We start from the raw sequence: 19569 nt of genomic DNA, 5'->3' as shown, positions 1-19569 counted from the left end.
TCGACCGCAAGTCAATTTTCCATTTTCTATTTTTTATTCACTCCATTTACTTCACAGATCGATCGCCAGAGTCCGAACATCAGTCGAAAATTGGGGGCTTTCCACCACAGCCAGGGGGAGGGTTGTATCTGTTTATCGGTCGGGTAAACCGCTTAATTAATGCTAATTCTGGCAACCCGCGCGCGCAAAATTGTAACAAGTCATTAAGAAAAATTAATAATCACCATGCTACAAGAAGAACATTTACAGCATTTCCTAGATTCAGTCCCGCAACAAGTAATTAAACCATCAGAATCCCCTGTAGAGCGCAACAGCCCACCGCTCTACTTCTCACCTTTAGATCGGGCGATCGACCGCCACCCCCTCACAGTGGCTCCAGAAACCCCGATCGCCCAAGTGTTAGCTCTCATGAACCCGATGCGCGTCTCGTGTCAGCTTTGTAGCGAAAAACAAAAAGCTCTTCCGGGCCCGGCAAAGCGCAGTTGCGTCATAGTTGTGGAGGACGATCGCCCGATCGGCATTTTTACAGAAAGGGATATCGTCAAGCTAACAACCGTCGAAGCTTGCGCCATCAAACTGACAATTGCTGATGTCATGACTCGATCGCCAATTACCCTCAAACAATCCGAGTCTCAAGACATCTTCACAGCTATGTTCACCTTGCGCCAGTACCAAATCCGGCACTTACCCGTAGTGGATGACGGCGATCGACTCGTGGGCATCATCACCCGCGAAGCCATTCACGAAGCCCTGCAACCGGTCAACTTACTCACGAATTTACGCAGTGCAGAAGATGTAATGACTAAGGAAGTCATTTGTGCCCCAGAAACTGCCTCAGCCCTCGATTTAGCCCTGCTAATGGTCAAACATCGAGTTAGTTGTATCGTCATTGTCGAAAAACCAATTCAGCATCCACAGCGGGCGATCGTACCAATAGAAAATTACCTTATTCCCGTCGGCATTGTCACCGAACGCGACATCGTGCAGTTTCACGCCCTCGAATTAAACCTCTCCCAAATTTCCGCCGCTGAGGTGATGAGTGCACCTTTATTTTGTATATCTCCTGTCGATTCCCTCTTCCGGGCCCACCAAGAAATGCAGCGACACGGAGTCCGCCGTTTGGTAGTAGTTGGCAGTCAGAGAGAACTTTTGGGTGTCATCTCTCTCACAAGTTTGCCGCAAGTTTTTAACCAATCTGAAATGTACGGGACGATCGAGCTTTTGCAGCAAGCAGTAGACGATCGAGCCGCCCAATTGCAGAAAACAAACCAACTTTTGCAGCAAGAAATTTTAGAGAAGCAGCGCGCCCAAGAAGCCCTGCGCCAAGCCCACGACGACTTAAAAAAACAAGTTGAAGAACGCACGGCCCAACTTTTAGAATCAAACGAATTATTGAGACGAGATATTATTAAGCGCCAGCGAGTCGAAGAAGTGCTGCGGACAAAGCAAACTTGCTTGAAAAATCAAGCACAGCAATTAGAAGAAACAGTGCGGAAATTGCAGCAAACTCAAAGTCAATTAGTCCAAACCGAAAAAATGTCTTCTTTGGGACAAATGATTGCCGGTATCGCCCACGAAATTAACAATCCCGTGAATTTTATCTACGGCAATCTTTCCCACACCAATCATTACATCAAAGAATTGATCAAACTCTTGGATCTTTACCAGCAGCACTATCCCGAACCAGCCTCGGAAATTCGGGAAGCAGCAGCAGAGATGGAAATCGATTTTTTGGTGGAAGACTTAGCTAAGATGCTGTCTTCAATGCAAGTAGGAACCGAACGCATCCGCCAAATAGTTTTGTCCATGCGTAATTTTTCGCGATCGGATCAATCTAACGTCAAACCCGTTGACATTCACGAAGGACTCGACAGCACTTTGTTGATTTTGCAGCACCGACTCAAAGCTCAAGGCAGACATCCAGGAATTCACATTATTAAGGAATACGGCGATTTGCCCCGCGTCGAGTGCTGTGGCAGTCAAATAAATCAAGTCTTTATGAATATTCTCGGTAATGCGATTGATGCCTTAGATGAAGAAATCTATAACGGGGAGTGGGCGAAGAGAAACGGGGAAAATCCACCACCGTCAATTCCTAGTTCTCCATTGACTATTCCCGCTATTACCATTCGCACTGAAGTTGTTGGCGATTCTGTAACGATCCGGATTTCTGACAACGGGCGGGGCATACCGGATGACATTCGCAGCCAATTATTTGACCCATTTTTTACTACCAAACCAGTCGGTAAGGGTACGGGTTTGGGGCTGTCTATTTCTTACCACTTAGTTGTAGAAAAGCACCGAGGGCGGCTTGAATGCGTTTCCGAAGCCGGACTCGGTACTGAATTTGCGATCGAAATTCCGATCGCCAGCACTCATTAGTTGTTAGTTGTTTGTTGGCAGTTGTTTGTTGGCAGTTGTTTGTTGGCAGTTGTTAGTCATTAGTCATCAGTCATTAGTCTGATTTTGGAGGAAGAAGGAAGATTTTCCTCATCTCCCACTCTCCAGCAATCTGCCAAATCTCCCAAATCTGCCAAATCTCCCAATCTCGCCCAAATCTCCCAGTCCCCCAGCCCGTCGTGCTAAATCCTAAAAATTCACAATTTTTTACATAACACCAGAAACCCTAGCAAAATCAATCTTTCCCAATCTCAAATCGAAAAATGCAAAATCTCAAATCGTCTAACTTTGGCATCCCCATACCCAATTAATCGAACTCACTCTCCCCTTTGGCTCATCTACCAGCGCCTTTGTGCGCGTTCCCCTCGCGCCGTACAAGTCATCAACTGCCCGCATCAGAGCCCCGAAGCCAAAAGCCCAGATTGTTGGAGAAGTTAATTTTTGTTTTATTTTTGTTACTCTTTAACCAAAAAAAGTATTATAAAATTAACTTAGAATCTAAAAAAAAGCTAAAAATTGATTTGTAAATCAAAAAAACAGCTAAGATTCCTGAAGATGCAAAATAAATCAAATTACTAGCATTTTCATTTGTCAGCCCCCTTTCTTTTCCTCGCAAGTTAGCTAATAATGCTTTCAACGAGCTAAGACACGGCCGACCCCCAAATAGACAAAAATGGCATAGCAGTAGGGGCATTGGAGGAAAGGCTATTTCATTTGGGCGATCGCAACATCAAAGTGCGAAACCCCAGCCCCGATCGTTTTGATAGAAACCTATAGGAGAACAAAGAGTGAAACTCGCAGTTTACGGAAAAGGTGGAATTGGCAAATCGACAACAAGCTGCAACATCTCCGTTGCCCTAGCCAAGCGCGGCAAGAAAGTTTTGCAAATCGGTTGCGATCCAAAACACGACAGCACATTTACCCTCACAGGGTTTTTAATACCCACAATTATCGACACCCTTCAGGAAAAGGACTATCACTACGAAGACGTTTGGCCTGAAGATGTCATCTACAAAGGCTACGGCGGCGTTGACTGCGTAGAAGCAGGCGGCCCCCCGGCAGGAGCTGGTTGCGGCGGCTACGTAGTCGGAGAGACCGTTAAACTGCTCAAAGAACTCAATGCCTTCGACGAATACGACATCATCCTGTTTGACGTGCTCGGCGACGTAGTGTGCGGCGGTTTTGCCGCCCCGTTGAACTACGCCGACTACTGCATGATCGTCACCGACAACGGGTTCGACGCATTATTCGCAGCCAACCGCATCGCCGCCTCAGTCCGCGAAAAAGCCCGCACTCACCCGTTGCGACTCGCCGGTTTAATTGGCAACCGCACATCCAAGCGCGACTTGATTGACAAGTACATAGACACCGTACCCATGCCGGTGCTAGAAGTGCTGCCCCTGATTGAAGACATCCGCGTTTCTCGCGTCAAAGGTAAAACATTGTTTGAGATGGCCGAAAGCGATCCATCCCTAAACTACGTCTGCGATTACTACCTCAACATCGCCGACCAGATTTTGGCAATGCCTGAAGGAGTAGTGCCCAACGACACGCCCGATCGCGAATTATTCTCCTTGCTGTCAGATTTTTATCTAAATCCTGTGCAACCAGTGGTCAAGAAGGAGGAAGATGAGCTAGACCTGATGATGGTTTAATACGTCTAGCGATCAGGATGAGGATGAGGTTATGGCTTTTTTTGATACTTTTTCAGTTGCTCTCAAACAGAAGTGGTTGGACTACTACCAGACGAATCGCGCTTGGCTGCTCCTGCACATGACGGCTGACAACACGGTCGCTACACCCGACGGCGGGAAAAGGCCTGTTTCTTACCTCATCCTGGGAATTGCGGCTGCCCTGGAGCCGGAACTCCAGCAACTAATGCTGCCCTTCTCAAAACTAAAGCCGGATGCAGACAGTCTGATAGAAGTGTTGGGGCTAAATTTTGACCCAGACATAGCGCTGGGTATGCCCTCAATTACCGGACTGCAGACTGCAGGCGAATCTCCCGCACCCACAGCAACTCCAACAGCAACTGCTGCACCCGCAGCAACTCCAACAGCAACTGCTGCACCCACAGCAACTCCAACAGCAACTGCTGCACCCACAGCAACTCCAACAGCAACTGCTGCACCCGCAGCAACTCCAACAGCAACTGCTGCACCCACTGATGCGAAATCGAATCAATTGGGCGGTGCGGTATTAGCAGCCGGAGTAGTCGCGGGAGTAGCCGGAGTCGCCGGTCTGGTGGCTGCTAATGCACTCAGTTCCGAGGATGAATCCTTCGATGAGTTTGAGGAAGAAGCTGTCTCTGACTTCGACCTGGGCGATGACGAGGAAGAAGCTGTCTCTGACTTCGACTTGGGCGATGACGAGGAAGAAGCTGTCTCTGACTTCGACTTGGGCGATGACGAGGAAGAAGCCTCGGCTTTGGACGGTCTCGACCTCGGCGACGATGAGGAAGACGCCTTATCTGACTTCGATATGGGCGATGACGAGGAAGATGCCGTATCTGGCTTCGATATGGGCGATGACGAGGAAGAAGAAGCCTCGGCTTTGGGCGGTCTCGACCTCGGCGATGACGAGGAAGAAGAAGAAGAAGTCTTGGCTTTGGGCGGTTTCGACCTCGGCGATGACGAGGAAGAAGAAGAAGTCTTGGCTTTGGGCGGTCTCGACCTCGGCGATGACGAACTCGACCTCGGCGATGACGAGGAAGAAGAAGAAGCCTTGGCTTTGGGCGGTCTCGACCTCGGCGATGACGAACTCGACCTCGGCGATGACGAGGAAGAAGAAGCCTTGGCTTTGGGCGGTCTCGACCTCGGTGATGACGATGAGGAAGAATCCTCGGCTTTGGGCGGTTTCGACCTCGGCGATGACGATGAGGAAGAAGCCTCGGCTTTGGACGGTTTCGACCTCGGCGATGACGATGAGGAAGAAGCCTCATCACAATTTGGGACTTTGACCTCTGGAGACCTCGAAGCGGCGATATCCGATCCGTTTGGGGAAGAAGAGCCAAATTTTGTCGCCGAAGAAATACCCGATCCGTTTGGGGCATCGACTTCAGATGACCTAGACCTAGACCTGGATCTGGGCGACTTGGACGATGACGGTATGGACGATTTCTCTCTGTCTGATGATGATGATGACCTCGACGATCTCGGACTGGACGATCTGGGAGAAGCAACTACCGGAGATCCTGATGAAGATGACTTAGATGCTCTAGGTCTCGGCGATTTGGATGTCGATGATGAAGATGAAGAAATTTCGGGTTTTTTGTCTGATTTTAAATGAGGTTGTTGCGATCGCCCAAGGCTATCTTAGTCTGAAATTTGTCCGCTCTATTTGTGAGTTGTGAGTTGCGAGTTGTTAATTTTTAATTAACTCAAACTCACAACTATCAAAAGGGTTTTTAGCTTAGCGAGTTGAAAAACAAGGCTCTCCCCGCAGTGAGAGATTGTAGACCCTCGTACCGAATTTTTGAAGTTCAATTTGGGATGCTGCGGCTGCATAAATATTCAGTTTGCTGCATCTATATTGTCAGAGGACTTGCGCCAAAACCAGGTATTTCTATTATTGTTCGCTGCAATTCGAGCGCGATCGCACAAAACAGCTATTTTCTCGCCGCTGCACCTTTTATCCTTAGAGATGAAAAAAACCTATGCTTTTCCGCAGCAAGAGATGCGATCGCACAAAACAAGTATTTACTCGATCGCGCGCCTGTCCAGTTCGAGACTAAAAACAATTTAAAGGGAGAACACTTGAAATATGACTGCTATTACTACTACCGAACCCGAAGCTTTAAACTTTGAATGCGAAACAGGCAATTATCACACATTTTGTCCCATTAGCTGCGTAGCTTGGCTTTACCAAAAAATTGAAGACAGCTTTTTCCTAGTCATCGGTACCAAGACTTGTGGCTATTTCTTGCAAAATGCAATGGGCGTGATGATTTTTGCTGAGCCTCGCTATGCGATGGCTGAGTTGGAAGAAGGCGATATTTCCGCTCAGTTAAACGATTTTGATGAGTTGAAGCGGCTGTGCTTGCAAATTAAGCGCGATCGTAACCCCAGCGTCATTGTCTGGATCGGCACCTGCACCACCGAAATCATCAAAATGGACTTGGAAGGCTTAGCGCCTAAGCTGGAAGCCGAAATCGGCATTCCCATCGTCACAGCCCGCGCTAACGGCTTGGATTACGCCTTTACCCAAGGGGAAGATACCGTTTTAGCAGCAATGGCCGCTAAATGCCCTGACAAAGCTCCTGTAGTAGAATCTCAGAAGCAGGAAAGAAACGCCATCTCTCAACTGCTAAACTTCGGCAAGAAAAAAGAAGAAGTTGCAGCCGATGAATCCGAATATGTCAAGCACACACCGCTGGTACTTTTCGGTTCTTTGCCCGATCCGGTTGTTACTCAGCTAACTCTAGAATTGAAGAAGCAAGGAATCAAAGTTTCTGGTTGGCTTCCTTCCAAGCGTTACACTGAATTGCCAGTATTGGAAGAAGGCTATTATGTATCTGGCATGAATCCGTTCTTGTCGCGTACTGCTTCTACGTTGATGCGCCGCCGCAAGTGCAAGCTAATTGGTGCGCCATTCCCGATCGGGCCAGACGGCACTCGCGCGTGGATTGAAAAGATTTGCTCAGTGTTGGGAATTGAACCCAAAGGTTTAGACGAACGGGAAGCACAAATCTGGGCCGGCTTAGAAGATTACCTGCAAATAATTCGCGGCAAATCTGTCTTCTTCATGGGCGACAATTTGCTAGAGATTTCTTTAGCGCGTTTCTTGATTCGCTGCGGCATGACTTGTCCCGAAATCGGCATTCCTTACATGGACAAACGCTATCAAGCCGCCGAGTTGGCTTTGTTAGAAAAGACTTGTCACGAGATGGGAGTTCCTACTCCTCGGATTGTGGAGAAACCGGACAATTACAATCAGCTTCAGCGGATTTACGAGCAGAATATTGATTTGGTGATTACTGGTATGGCTCACGCTAATCCTTTGGAAGCGCGGGGAATTAATACTAAGTGGTCTGTTGAGTTTACTTTTGCTCAGATTCACGGCTTTGGGAATGCGCGGGATATTTTGGAGTTGGTGACTCGTCCGCTGCGCCGGAATAATTCGCTGAAGGATTTGGGTTGGGGTAATTTGGTGAAGAATGAAGCGAAGGTCTAATCGTTTTTTGTAAGATGGTAAGGTGGGCGTTGCTCACCTTATTTTTTTGAACCGCTGATGTAGGCGGATGAACGCGGATGAACGCGGATGAAAGTCAATTCACATCTCTGGATTATTATTTGAGTCTGAAATATCCTATTACTTTTTATCCAGAATCGGAAGGTTATACGGTGATAATTAAAGACCTTCCGGGTTGTATGTCTGTGGGTGAAACTTTGTCGGAAGCGATGGAGAATATTAAGGAGGCTAGGAAATTGTGGGTAGAGACTGCTTGTGAGTGCGGTGATGAGATTCCTTTACCTGCTAAAAGTTAAAGTAGGGTGCGTCGCTTCAAAAATTATCGCCCTTGGCATTTATCCCATAGCGACGCACCCTACAGCTATGAGATTCCTTTACCTTCAATTGTCTAGACTCGCGGGTTACAAAATATTGTGTATGCTCTCAACAACTTGTTCGAGAAAATCAACCGCTTCATTAACTAATAGTTCGTCAATAGGCCAGCGATTCCCTAACGATAAAGTAGGATCTATATCTGCTTCATGTGCAATCTTATTTCGGCGATCGACAATCAGACTTAGTTGTGTTTTTATATCTTTAGCATCTTTAGCCGACCTACCCATGTTAGTAGAGACTTCTTCCCACAACTTTTTATCGCAAATCAGCCGGACAGCATCGGCTATAGCTTTTGGCTGCTGAAAACTTTTGTAGCTGTGGCGTTGGCGAATTTCATCTTCTAGCCAAGAATCTATATTTTGTCCTGCGTTTATACCTGCACGAGCGTTACCCAGTGAAATTTGAAACCCCGAAAATGCTGGCGGTTCAGTACGTTGTCCTCGGTGAATCTCTAACATTCCTATCCTGACAACTTCGTGAATATAGTAGTCCAAAGCACTAACTGCTAAAACAAGTGCAGCTCTCAGCATATCTGAAAGATCCAGAACACTGCTAGCTTGAGCTTTTAGAGAATTATGCACAGCAATTAAATCGCGAACGCGGGTAATACTGATGCGAAATAGATCAATTGCTGACTGCATGGCACGTTAACCCAATAACTCTGTCTGCTAGTTTGGAAAAAGCTTCTCTGAAGGGTTCTTGTGCTTTTTGAGCATCTGTTAAAACTTTACCTTTCTGTTCTATTTGCTCAGAGGTGAGGGCAAAAACTGGTGTTTGATGCTCTTGAGACTTAGCAATAAGGCTGTTAAAGTCAGAAATTTTTGCAAGGCAGAAATCACTGCCAATTCCTTGAGAATTGTACATCTGATTATTTAGTAGCATATTATTTATTTGCAAAGATGGTACTAATCTAGTAGAAACAGCTTCTTCAATGGCATTTATCCAATTCTGAAAAGCAGCGGCGGGTTCTTGACGTATTATTCGATAGTTTTGAACTACAGTCCCAAGCAAGCGCGGTGTAACTTTGGGAAATGGATAGTCGGCATCTTTCAAAATCCTCATTTCTGAAGCTTTCTGAGCCCAAGCATACCATTTTGGCAAAATTGTTGCCAAAGAGTCGATCGCCATTACTGAAAAGAAGTCAGGACTTGTGGGAACTATAAAAAAATCACTGGTCATTAGCAGATTCTGATTAATTGAGCTTAAACTTGGACTCATATCAATCAAAATATAATCAGCCTCAAATTTATCTGCTGTTTTTTGCAAAAGATACGAAATTGAACCAGGTAAGTTTTGCAGTGCTTGAATTGAACCGCTTAACTCTTGTGCAATGCCTAATGTTACCTCATATTCAGCAAATCCCACATGACCTGGCAACAAAAATAAACCATCGCACCCTTCTACTGGCAAACAATCTACAGCCTCAATTAGCTTAGGCCTTGATTCAAATGCAGGGGCTAAGCCTGATTTAATATTCTGTTCTTTTTTATATACTTCCTCTAGCTCTTCCTTAGTTGAAGACCCCAGAACCATCCCTGTCAAGTTACATTGCGGATCGGCATCCACTATGATTACTTTTTTCCCCTTGGTGGCTAACATCCATCCTAGATTGAATGTAGTAGTTGTTTTGCTAACGCCGCCTTTGTGATTAAATAGAGCTATTTTTTGAACCATCTTTTTTATACTTTTGGAAAAGTCAGTACCTGAGCATTATAACTAAGCCTGTAACTATTATTATAGAGCTATACAGCCAGGGATGAAAAGGCGCACTTTTTCCCCAACCCTTCCAGAATCCCAGGCTACTCCCCCGCAACACAATTCAGGAAACGCCGCCTATAATCGAAACTAGCCCCCATTCTCATCACTTGCAGAACCGCCATGAGTCGAGAAAACGAAAGAATCAGCTATTCAGAAAAAACAGAACGCCTCAAGGTGCTCGCTCAGTTTATCAAAACCGTGACACCGATGGTTTGGACAGTTGTCATTCTAGTAGTCATCATTCCCCTATTAGGTAACTTTCTAATTTCCCAGTCACTAACAAATACCGGAACCACAGCAGTTGTAGTCTCGCCGCCACACGATTTTAGCAAAGTCAACCAAGACATTAAAAACGCCATCCAAAAATCCCATATAACAGCAGAAACTTTTGCCTCAAAAGAGTTGGACAAATGGGAAAGCGAAGTAATTGCACGAGTAGACAACAGTTTCCTCGATTGGTACTTCGATTACTTCAATCAAAAAAAGATGGAGTTTACAGTCCCTTTCACTTTCGTCAAATCCGCCGTATTCAACAAATTTGACATGACAGCAGCATCTCAATCTGTTGCTGAAAAATTAACCGAAGACTTCCAAAGAGAATTTGCTAACCGCGTGCTGGTTCCCAAAAATGCTCAAATGCGATTTCAATTAATCACTCAAGATACTGCTAACTTGTACATAGCCGAAGTTAGCAAAAATGTCAAAGTAGTTCAAAACAACTATAACATACCGCAGGTACATTGGGACAAATATCTTAACGATATTGCCACCACAATTAATGACCAAGGAAACATTTCTAATTTATCATTAAAAGTATTAGTTGGCGGCAGCGGCTACTTAATTGCCAAACCCTTAATATTAGGAATTGCTGCAAAAATTGGCAGCAAAGTTACCGCAAAAGTTGCCAGCAAAGCCGCAGCCAAAGTAGCTACAAAAACAGGCGGTACAGTTGCAAGTCAGTTGGGAGTAGGTTTAATCGACCCGATTGTCGGCATCGGCATTATCATCTGGGATTTGTGGGATTACAATCACACAGTCACAGTAGAAAGACCGATTTTGCGGGAACACATTGTAGAATACTTGAAAGATGTCAAAAAATCCCTGCTCACAAATCCTGAAACTGGAATTATGGCAGCAATTTATCAGTTGGAAAGCGGCATTTTAAAGTCAGTTTCATAGACTGTAACTCCCTAGGATTTTCCAAGCAAATCTCTCTAGCCAATCACAGCATCATCTATGAACAAAACCCCTGCAAAAGCAGATATCATATTATGTCCGTTCGATTTACCGCAATCAGATTCGTTCGTAGTGCGGACTGAAGTCCGCAAAATGAAAGCCTATGCAAGTCCGTACTACGAACCTTTTTTGTGACGATCGCAAACCGGAAATGATATCATGCTTTTAGGGCGAGAAGTTGTGCTTGATAAGTTTAATATTGAATTTAGGCAAGCCAATGAGGAAATTATAATTACCAAACGTGAAGATGTTCTCGCCTTTTAATTATCTCACGTTCTCAAAAATAGTTTCAACCTGGTAAACCCCATCACAATTAACGCCAAAATCGCCGTATATCCAAAACCCCTCAAAAACCCCATAAACGGATTGCTTGAAGTCATCTCAACAATCACCGGTTCCCATTTAGTTAAAACCAGAATCGGCCAGATAATGTTAGCAAATCCTGCGTAGCCAATCATCGGGTTTAACCCGTTATCAATAAACAACTGCAAAAACCATCTTTTCTGAAACACGTCGATAATTACCGTCAACCCAATTAACAGAAAAATCGCCATTCCCGCCGTTACAAAAAAGTAACTCATCGTCGCCGAATCTTTCTTGATTCCCCCTTGATAAGGCTCAAACAGCAAACCCAAAGCCAGCCAATAAAAACCCCATTTGTAAAGGTGATTCAATAAATTTTCCGTGACATTTCCAGGTTTTTTCAACAAAACCCAACCGCACAAACACAGCATCAGCGTCACTAACGAAGTCTGCCACACCCATCTAGCTTGCAGTCCAATTAACAAGGTTAAATCAATCGCCAACATCAAAACCAGAATGCTAAAATAACGCCAATTCTTCCACTTCGCATAACTCGACTCTGCCGGCGAATAATACTCTATCCACCGATTCAGTAAATCCCCGACAACAGTACCCGGAATCACCACAAACAAATACTTCAAATAATCAAATTGAAACAGCCAAGTTGCAGGAGATGACGACCAAACTAACTTGACCCAACCGTCAGCAGGAGAAGACAGTCGCGCCGCTAACAACAAGCCCAAAATTCCTACTCGCAGCCACACATTTGAACGAGTAAACAGCCAAATTAGCGACCCGAAAACGGCCATATTTGCAAGTACCATCAAGATGATGTCGCTGCGGTCAACTGAAAATCCTACACCGCTGGGATATTTGATGTGAGATACGAAGACTATTCCCGCACTCCAAGCAGCCAGAGTTAACCCCCTACGCAGCCATTCAGACCACTTTTGAGGCCAGCGAACGTACATAAAAAATAATAGGAAAAATCCGCACAATCCCAGCCACCACTTTAGTCTGCTTGCTTCCTCCGGGCTAATTACAGTCGGGCGAATGTGCTGGAGAAATATTGCAAAAAATGCCAATAAACAGCCTCTTTGCAAAATAAATAAAACTACTTTTTTTGTATCCCATCCCTTGGCGATGCGGCGGGACAAAGCTAGGGGTATTGCGGCACCCATTGCAAACAGAAAGAAGGGGAAAACTAAATCAACCCAGGTTAATCCTGCTAGTTTGTTATTAAAAACGTGGTCTGGTGGAGGGAGTTGGGCGTGATACATCCACGCCGGCAATGTTTTGCGGGCTATGGTACCTGATAAAACCATTGCTAAAACTGCTATTCCCCGCAGCGCATCCAGCGCGTCGGCGCGTTGGGAAACCGCAGCAACTGCAAAAAGCTTTTCGTTTTTTACCGTGTGTTGTGAATCTGATGTTGTGTATTCCAATGCACTTACCGATTTGTTTTGAATGCTGTATAGTTGCCAAATTTTACTTGCCAATTAATTGGTGCAGCCAGCTTCCTGAAGCTAAGCTGCTGAGTCTTTTTGTCGAATGTTTTTTATTCACTGTTAATCTCGATATTCGGTATTTATTGGGTGGAAAAAAGCGCAGTTTTAATTTTGAACTGTCGTACAAATATCCTGATGAAAAATATTGGGCAACGTATTTTTCAACTTGTTTGTTGACAGCGCCAAACGGGTAGGCTATGTGCGAGGCGACTGTGCGATTTTGGTCTAAATCTTGGGTGCATTTCCTCAGTCTAATTTGGTCTTGAGATAATTCTCTGTCTAATGCTTTTAGAGAAATTTTTGTGAGTTTTTCGTGATTCAGCCCGTGGGATTGAATATCATAATAACCTTGCTGCATTCCGTGTCTCAAGTCTTGACAAGTTACTTTTTTTATGAGTGAGTTTTGACGGCCCAAGAAGCCGGAGTTGATAAATACAACTACTTTAGTTTTTTTGCCGTATTTATTTTCGAGTCTTTCTAAAATCGGCAGTACGTGGGTATAAATGCTTTCGTTTCCATCGTCAAAACTAATCATAACTTTTTTGCGTCCGCGATATTCACTCGGTATCGGCTTTTTGGGATTGGCGATGAAATATTCGTAAAGTTCTTGGGTTGACAAAAACCAATAGTTATGAATGACTAAATTTTCTAAAAAAGGTTCTAAGTTTTGCTGGCTGTAGTCGCCGGGAGAATCTCGCCGCTGCGGCGGTATTTCCTGGGGATTCTGAAGGTTTACAATATCGTGAAAGCCAAAAATCGGAATTTCTACTGTGACGATTTCTAAGATGGTTTGATATGTGATGAAAGTTAGGAAAAAGGCTAGTAAAAAGCTAATAATTCGTTTTTTTTTGGACGTAATACCAGGCTGAAAATACTCGGGCCATTTGTTAATTAAATAATTTACCATTGACAATTACAAGCTTTTGAGGTAAAGGGTTATGGCGGCAGTATGAGGGTTTTTCGGGGCCTGGTGCTGGGAGCATTGAGATTGTCGATCGCCCGTGTCGTCCTTAAATATCGGCTAAGGCAAGTCTAGCATGATACAATTTATACCGATCGCACTTTTGATGCAACTAGCGCCCAAAGTTGACCGTGCTTATTTCTTACCCGAAGTTTTACCTGTAATTTTTGGCTTGTGATTTACCGCCCTAGGTGGTAGTATCTTTGAGCGATCGCCCGATAGAACAACAATCACGAAAATCGCAGTAATTAAGCCTGTTTACAACAAAGCAAACTGCATAGAGCAAACCTGTGACAAAATTTTAGAAATTTCTCAAAAAAATCACGGTTAGAATTTTATCATTGTTAACGACGGCTCGACCGGCAATACCCTAAAAATCATCTAAAATAAACTGAAAGCTTTCCCCACACATCACATTCAACTAATTTCTTACAGGCAGCGTCAAGGCAAAGAATATGCGTTGAAAAAATGATGTAAATATTTAGACACAGACTGCATTTTTTCATGAATGGCGACTTAGCATACTCCCTCGAACACCTCGAACCCTGAGTATAAAAATTAGAAAAATTTGATCTTGTCAACTATCAACAGTTGAAAGGATTCTCCTTCGATGCAAAAGTGCTATTTTTAGCAAAAAAAAGGATAACTTCTCAGCCTGATATTTTGGCGGCTTGGTCGAAATTGCGACAAGAAATTCAACCTTTGATCGAGTAGTCGAAAGTTAAGGATGTAGCAGGCAGTTGCGATCGCCCCGCCAAGCAGAGTAAAATCTAGTAAAATTGCCAAAAGGTCGTTAAGCGTAGCTATCCCGAGCGTGAATCACCCCCGCTGCCCGACAAAATTTTGATTCAAGGTTTGCTATACTCACAGAAATAGACACATATTAACCTTTGGAAAATCAATAGGCCGGAGCTATGACATCCTATGCAACCTCTACAGCAAGAGCCGAGATGAGTGAGATCCGGCGCTTGAAAAATATACTGCCCCCAGAACTCCAAAGTTGGGTAACAGTAGAAAAAACAATAGAAGTTAATCCAACCCTGATCCGCAGCGAAGAAATAGGCAAAGACCAGGTAGAAATTCAAATAGACCTGATCCGCTGGGAACAGCTAGCAATGGATCAGCGCAATCTTTTATTTTGGCACGAAGTCGCCAGAATCCAAAACGACACCATCCCCAGAGACGGTTGGGAAATGGCAGCCCTCGCCATTGGTTTAGGCGGCGCAGTCGGCGAACTTTGGGTACAAGACGGCTTGTTACTGCTGTTGGCCATATCTTTGTGCGGCGTCTCCGGCTGGAGGCTTTACCAAAAAAACAACGGAGAGAAAAGTCTAAAAGAAGCAGTAGATGCAGACGAAAAAGCCCTCGCCCTCGCCACCCGCTTCGGTTACACTCTCCCAAACGCCTACAAAAGCCTCGGTAGCGCCTTAAAAACCTTAATTGAGCAAACCTCCAAAAAACAGCAGCGGGCTAAATACGAAGCTCGTCTCCAGGCCCTCAAACGCAACGCAGCCAAAGCCAAAGCCAAAGTCAAACCCATCACCCGCGAAACCTCCCAGTCAGAAAACGTCTACAATTCTTAACCTCATTTCCCGACGTTTGCAGGGATTTTTTAGTTAACGATTAACTCTTGACTTTCCAGTTAACTGTTAAGCGTTAACTGCGCTTGCTATCCCGCTACAAGACACACATCGGAATTTTTAAAGACAAAATTAATCTGCCAGAAGTGATAAAAATCTTGATTCATATCATGTCCGGTGGATTAGTAGAACAAAAACGGATCGCCCGTGTCCAATGCAAGTCCTCCGGCTGAGGGCGGACGGTCGTCCGCACTACATATTGCGGTCAATGGAACGTATCTGATATCAAAGGTGAAAGTTGGGCGGCGGCTGCGTTCAAAATTATTTTTCCGCCCAAACAGGGACTGGTAGACTAGAGTTTACCTCGGCCTTCGATATCGGGACGATCGGCAACAAGCTTTTCTGGCATTTTTGTAAAGTTGCGATAAAGCTAGCCCGGTAAAAACAATATTTGGTAAAGGTGGAGCGGGTAAGACAGAATAGGTTAAAGATATCAGTTTGAAATTTGAAACTAGGACTTCATGGTCAGCACAACCCCAGAGGCAGAAGATTTTCGGGTTACGTACTTCGACGAGATTCCCTCGGTTCACATACCCGTGCGCTTGAGCGTACTTGAAGCCGTAAACTTCAAAAAAACCTGCCAGGAACTTTTCTCTGAAAGCACCGCTCCCAGCAAAATTGTCCTAGACTTCACTCACACGACGTTTATTGACAGTAGCGGAATTGGTGCTTTAGTCAGCAATCTCAAATTTGCCAAACAGCGCGGCAGCGACTTGGTGCTTCGCAGCCTGAAGCCGCAGGTGATGGCAGTATTCGCTCTCACCAGTTTAGATCAAGTGCTCACGATCGAGCAGACCCCTGCCACCTCAACTCCGGCAGAAACCAACTCCCCGGACAACCACCTACCGATGACGCACCCCTCAGTGCAATCGTTGGTGAAACGGCTGATAGACATTCTTGGGGCCATAGTCGGCTTGGTGATTACAGCAATTTTGTTCGTACCCATAGCCGCAGCCATCACCATCAACGATCCAGGCCCGATATTTTTTGCACAAACCCGCTGCGGCTGGATGGGGAGAAAATTTCAGATTTGGAAATTTCGATCGATGTGTACCAACGCCGAAGCTATGAAAGACCAAATTACAAACCAAGCTTCTGGCGCATTTTTCAAAAATGACAACGACCCCCGGATTACCAAAGTCGGGCGAATCTTACGCAAAACCAGTCTCGACGAACTGCCGCAGTTTTGGAACGTGCTCAAAGGCGAAATGAGTCTAGTCGGCACCAGACCGCCTACTCCAGACGAAGTAGATCGCTACGAAGTCCCTCAGTGGCAGCGTTTGGATGTCAAGCCCGGGATGACTGGCGAATGGCAAGTCAACGGTCGCTCTCAAGTCCGCGATTTTGAAGATGTCATCCGTTTAGATTTAAAATATCAAGAAAACTGGAGCCTGATCTATGACTTGAAACTAATTGTTAAAACTATAACAGTCCTGTTTAACAAAAATAGCGGTGCTGTGTAGGAGTCCTCAACAACTCATTGCTGAACTCTCGGGTGCTGTTGCCGAGGGGCTGCTGGAACTAGAACTCGATATTTAGTTAAGCAGACTCGGTAGCGATCGCTAAGTTACTATTAAGTGTTAAAATTCACACCGAAAAAATGGGCAGCTAGTTGCTAAATAGGCGATCGAACTACGAATTAGCAATTTGGCAGTTCTGGTCAGGCTCGAATTACGCCACCAGGGTTTTCAATGACGACAAAAACTAACCTATGTTTAGCTAGCGGGCGCGGGAATCCCCACGACCTAATCTTTGATAGGTGGGTGGGATGAAAGCCCGGTTTATGTGTGGGATGGAAGGTTGACCGATGCCGTTGGCGCAGCCCGCCGAAGCCGTAGGACGGGAAAACCTTCACAGCCTGAACAAACAATCTTTGATATACTGCAAAAACAGTGGGGCCCGACGTGTTCCTCACTATAAAACGCCGAGCGAGAGAAACATTTTGGAGTATCTCGAAGGAAGATCTCGATATCCTTAACAGGACTCAGATGCCTATACTGTAATCTTTGATTCAGAGTAGGATCGTCACAAAAGTACCGACTGCTAACACGGTGGAAACTCAAACCACTCGTCGCAAGCTGAATCGGGAATTTTCCTAATTTAAACGCCCTATTGAGGCGGGTTACAGTATCGGAAGTCTCTCATTTTCTGTGCGAGTAAATGGTGCGAAAGGAATGCTCACCTTGAGGCAAAACGAGCTTCTTCAACTCAAGCTTGACTTAACTAATATGTTGCCAAGACAGAGCCCTCATTTTCCTCTCTTTCCGGTGCTGAGTATAGTGCTGGTGGGGACCGACAAAGGGGAAAAAAAATGAAAAACGAGCAACCAAAGGCCGAGTCGCACCTTCAAGTTGAAACAGACTTGGAGGCTTTAACATCCATTTTGGAATGGTTGGAGAATATAGTTTTGCCGCTGCTGCCGGCGGATTTCTGGTGGCAGTGCAGGCTGATCGTCAACGAAGGCTTTACAAATGCTGTCCGCCACGCTCACCAGAACTTGCCCTCCGCGACGCCGATCGACATTGAGGTAAAAGTGTTTGCCGATTACTTAGAAATTAGGATTTGGGACAGGGGTCAACCATTCAACCTGGAAGCAAAGCTGCACTCGATCATGCAAGAGCAGCGCGATCCCTTAGACAGAGAAGGAGAAAGGGGACTTGTGTTCATGTACAAGCTCACAGACGATCTTCGGTATATCCGTACCGACGATCGCCGCAACTGCTTGGTAATGCGAAAAAACCTTACCTGAAAGCGCTTGCGGCCCGCCCGATCCAGAGCGGCTTCTTTTGCAAAAAGTGGAAGGTTCCAGCACCGCCCCCTGTTGTGCTACCCGGAACCCAACCACATCCTCTGCAACTCACCGGGTGTAGACTCGCGTCGCGGCAGGACAATTTGCTGCCAAATAAATATTATGCGTATTCTAATTTATTCCTATAACTACTATCCAGAGCCGATCGGCATTGCCCCCCTGATGACAGAACTAGCGCAAGGCTTAGTCAAGCGCGGCCACCAAGTGCGAGTCATCACGGGAATGCCCAACTATCCCCAGCGCCGGATTTATCCGCAATATCAGGGCAAATTTTACCTCACCGAAGAACACAAAGGCGTCACAATTCAGCGCAGCTACCTGCGCGTCAACGGCCCCCATCCCAGCCTCCTAGACAGACTTTTACTAGACGGCAGTTTTGTCCTCTCCAGCGCCGTCCAAGCCTTCAGCGGCTGGCGTCCCGACGTAATTTTCTCGACAATGCCCCCTTTACCGATTTGCGTCCCTGTTGCCCTCTACGGCTGGAGTCGCGCTTGCCCGATCGTCCTCAACGTACAGGATATAGTCTCAGAAGCAGCCGTGCGCGTCGGCTTGGTGAAAAAAAACGGACTGCTAATTAAGATTGCTGACGCCTTAGAAAAATTTGCCTACAGCACAGCCAGCCAAGTCAGCGTCATCGACAGCGGTTTTATCAAAAAATTGCACTCTCAGGGAGTACCCCCAGAAAAAATAGTTTGCCTTCCCAATTGGGTTGATGTCAATTTCATTCGCCCCTTACCCAAAGAAAATAACCCCTTTCGAGAAACCCACAAACTCAAGGGCAAATTTGTCGTTCTGTATGCTGGAAATATTGCCCTGACTCAGGGATTGCAAACAGTGGTCAAAGCAGCAGCCCGTTTGAAACACATAGTTGAAATTGCTTTTGTAATTGTCGGAGAATCAACAGCACTAGCGCGCTTGCAAAAAGATTGCGAAACTTATAAAGCTACGAATGTAATGTTGCTACCCTTTGAACCGCGAGAAAAATTGCCGGAACTGTTAGCTGCTGCTGATGTGAGTTTAGTCGTACAAAAGCTGCGCGTTACTAACTTTAATATGCCTTCAAAAATTCAAGTAATTCTCGCTAGCGGTAGGGCAATTTTGGCGTCGGTTCCCGAAACTGGTACGGCGCACAAAGCAGTCCAGCAAAGCGGTGGCGGGGTTGTAATAGCGCCGGAAGATGCGGAGGCTTTGGCTGATGCTGTGGAGGATTTGTTCTTAAATCCCGATCGGGTGAATGCGTTGGGGGAACAAGGTAGAAATTATGCTGTTGAGAATTACGGATTTGAGGAAGCTTTGAATCATTATGAGGCTTTATTTGCGGCGGTGGCGGCGAGTCATGCTGAGAAAGTCTTGGCACCGCTGCCAAAGTAATCAGATAATTGGATTAGT

General features: G+C 45.6%; 16 protein-coding genes. 12 read left to right on the top strand and 4 right to left on the bottom strand.

What is annotated here, in order from left to right:
• Positions 1-225: 225 nt before the first annotated feature.
• The 6 genes from QT998_RS12920 (at position 226) to QT998_RS12895 (ending at position 7886) form a co-directional block, all read left to right on the top strand.
• Positions 226-2382, top strand: a complete 2157-nt coding sequence (locus tag QT998_RS12920; protein ID WP_333087315.1) for a CBS domain-containing protein — start codon at positions 226-228, stop codon at positions 2380-2382.
• A gap of 806 nt (positions 2383-3188) precedes the next feature.
• Positions 3189-4055: a ferredoxin:protochlorophyllide reductase (ATP-dependent) iron-sulfur ATP-binding protein gene (bchL, locus tag QT998_RS12915; protein WP_333087316.1), complete on the top strand. Its 867-nt coding sequence runs from the start codon at positions 3189-3191 to the stop codon at positions 4053-4055.
• Positions 4056-4086: 31 nt separating this feature from the next.
• A complete protein-coding gene (locus QT998_RS12910; RefSeq protein ID WP_333115396.1) occupies positions 4087-5688 on the top strand; it encodes a DUF5331 domain-containing protein in 1602 nt (533 codons plus the stop codon).
• A gap of 186 nt (positions 5689-5874) precedes the next feature.
• Positions 5875-6144, top strand: coding sequence for a hypothetical protein (locus QT998_RS12905; protein ID WP_333218030.1), 270 nt, complete (start codon positions 5875-5877; stop codon positions 6142-6144).
• An 18-nt stretch (positions 6145-6162) separates the two neighbouring features.
• Positions 6163-7572 (top strand): ferredoxin:protochlorophyllide reductase (ATP-dependent) subunit N, encoded by a 1410-nt coding sequence (locus QT998_RS12900; protein ID WP_333115400.1) that lies wholly within the window; start codon positions 6163-6165, stop codon positions 7570-7572.
• 77 nt (positions 7573-7649) lie between these two features.
• On the top strand, positions 7650-7886 hold the full coding sequence (locus tag QT998_RS12895; protein ID WP_333115401.1) for a type II toxin-antitoxin system HicB family antitoxin: 237 nt from the start codon (positions 7650-7652) through the stop codon (positions 7884-7886).
• Positions 7887-7991: 105 nt separating this feature from the next.
• Here QT998_RS12895 and QT998_RS12890 read toward each other — a convergent pair whose 3' ends face one another.
• The gene (locus tag QT998_RS12890; protein WP_333115403.1) at positions 7992-8606 is read right to left on the bottom strand and encodes a HEPN domain-containing protein; all 615 of its coding nucleotides are present in this window, start codon (positions 8604-8606) and stop codon (positions 7992-7994) included.
• Entirely contained in the window at positions 8590-9639 is a 1050-nt protein-coding gene (locus QT998_RS12885; RefSeq protein ID WP_333115405.1) for a ParA family protein, read from the bottom strand. Before QT998_RS12885 ends, QT998_RS12890 begins: the two co-directional genes overlap by 17 nt.
• Before the next feature lie 204 nt (positions 9640-9843).
• On the opposite strand from QT998_RS12885, the gene QT998_RS12880 reads away from it, so the two are divergent.
• Together QT998_RS12880 and QT998_RS12875 are read left to right on the top strand one after the other, a co-directional pair.
• Positions 9844-10902, top strand: coding sequence for a hypothetical protein (locus tag QT998_RS12880; protein ID WP_333115407.1), 1059 nt, complete (start codon positions 9844-9846; stop codon positions 10900-10902).
• Between the two features lie 57 nt (positions 10903-10959).
• The gene (locus QT998_RS12875) at positions 10960-11094 is read left to right on the top strand and encodes a hypothetical protein (protein WP_333115409.1); all 135 of its coding nucleotides are present in this window, start codon (positions 10960-10962) and stop codon (positions 11092-11094) included.
• A 134-nt stretch (positions 11095-11228) separates the two neighbouring features.
• On the opposite strand, the gene QT998_RS12870 is transcribed toward QT998_RS12875, so the two are convergent.
• Both QT998_RS12870 and QT998_RS12865 read right to left on the bottom strand, forming a co-directional pair.
• Complete coding sequence (locus QT998_RS12870) at positions 11229-12707, bottom strand: DUF5009 domain-containing protein (protein ID WP_333115411.1); 1479 nt, start codon at positions 12705-12707, stop codon at positions 11229-11231.
• A gap of 43 nt (positions 12708-12750) precedes the next feature.
• Positions 12751-13677: a polysaccharide deacetylase family protein gene (locus tag QT998_RS12865; RefSeq protein WP_333115413.1), complete on the bottom strand. Its 927-nt coding sequence runs from the start codon at positions 13675-13677 to the stop codon at positions 12751-12753.
• Between the two features lie 968 nt (positions 13678-14645).
• Between QT998_RS12865 and QT998_RS12860 the strand changes: the two genes are divergently transcribed.
• From QT998_RS12860 to QT998_RS12845, 4 genes are all read left to right on the top strand, one after another.
• Positions 14646-15314 carry a DUF3318 domain-containing protein gene (locus tag QT998_RS12860; protein WP_333087327.1) on the top strand — a complete coding sequence of 223 codons (669 nt, stop codon included), beginning with the start codon at positions 14646-14648 and terminating at the stop codon, positions 15312-15314.
• A 518-nt stretch (positions 15315-15832) separates the two neighbouring features.
• On the top strand, positions 15833-16834 hold the full coding sequence (locus tag QT998_RS12855) for an anti-sigma factor antagonist (RefSeq protein WP_333087328.1): 1002 nt from the start codon (positions 15833-15835) through the stop codon (positions 16832-16834).
• An 848-nt stretch (positions 16835-17682) separates the two neighbouring features.
• Positions 17683-18120: an ATP-binding protein gene (locus QT998_RS12850; RefSeq protein ID WP_194065949.1), complete on the top strand. Its 438-nt coding sequence runs from the start codon at positions 17683-17685 to the stop codon at positions 18118-18120.
• Between the two features lie 162 nt (positions 18121-18282).
• A complete protein-coding gene (locus QT998_RS12845) occupies positions 18283-19551 on the top strand; it encodes a WcaI family glycosyltransferase (protein ID WP_333087329.1) in 1269 nt (422 codons plus the stop codon).
• Positions 19552-19569 lie beyond the last annotated feature (18 nt).

This window comes from Microcoleus sp. S1D4, assembly GCF_036700765.1.
Lineage (GTDB): Bacteria > Cyanobacteriota > Cyanobacteriia > Cyanobacteriales > Microcoleaceae > Microcoleus.
Note: the sequence above shows the minus strand (reverse complement) of the source record. Positions and strands in the feature narration are given on the sequence as shown.

Bases quoted from the DNA above. Each gene is read 5' to 3' on its own strand.
- QT998_RS12920 (WP_333087315.1), top strand. From the start codon at position 226: ATGCTACAAGAAGAACATTTACAGCATTTCCTAGATTCAGTCCCGCAA.
- QT998_RS12910 (WP_333115396.1), top strand. From the start codon at position 4,087: ATGGCTTTTTTTGATACTTTTTCAGTTGCTCTCAAACAGAAGTGGTTG.
- QT998_RS12900 (WP_333115400.1), top strand. From the start codon at position 6,163: ATGACTGCTATTACTACTACCGAACCCGAAGCTTTAAACTTTGAATGC.
- QT998_RS12895 (WP_333115401.1), top strand. From the start codon at position 7,650: ATGAACGCGGATGAAAGTCAATTCACATCTCTGGATTATTATTTGAGT.
- QT998_RS12890 (WP_333115403.1), bottom strand. From the start codon at position 8,606: ATGCAGTCAGCAATTGATCTATTTCGCATCAGTATTACCCGCGTTCGC.
- QT998_RS12885 (WP_333115405.1), bottom strand. From the start codon at position 9,639: ATGGTTCAAAAAATAGCTCTATTTAATCACAAAGGCGGCGTTAGCAAA.
- QT998_RS12880 (WP_333115407.1), top strand. From the start codon at position 9,844: ATGAGTCGAGAAAACGAAAGAATCAGCTATTCAGAAAAAACAGAACGC.
- QT998_RS12875 (WP_333115409.1), top strand. From the start codon at position 10,960: ATGAACAAAACCCCTGCAAAAGCAGATATCATATTATGTCCGTTCGAT.
- QT998_RS12865 (WP_333115413.1), bottom strand. From the start codon at position 13,677: ATGGTAAATTATTTAATTAACAAATGGCCCGAGTATTTTCAGCCTGGT.
- QT998_RS12860 (WP_333087327.1), top strand. From the start codon at position 14,646: ATGACATCCTATGCAACCTCTACAGCAAGAGCCGAGATGAGTGAGATC.
- QT998_RS12855 (WP_333087328.1), top strand. From the start codon at position 15,833: ATGGTCAGCACAACCCCAGAGGCAGAAGATTTTCGGGTTACGTACTTC.
- QT998_RS12850 (WP_194065949.1), top strand. From the start codon at position 17,683: ATGAAAAACGAGCAACCAAAGGCCGAGTCGCACCTTCAAGTTGAAACA.
- QT998_RS12845 (WP_333087329.1), top strand. From the start codon at position 18,283: ATGCGTATTCTAATTTATTCCTATAACTACTATCCAGAGCCGATCGGC.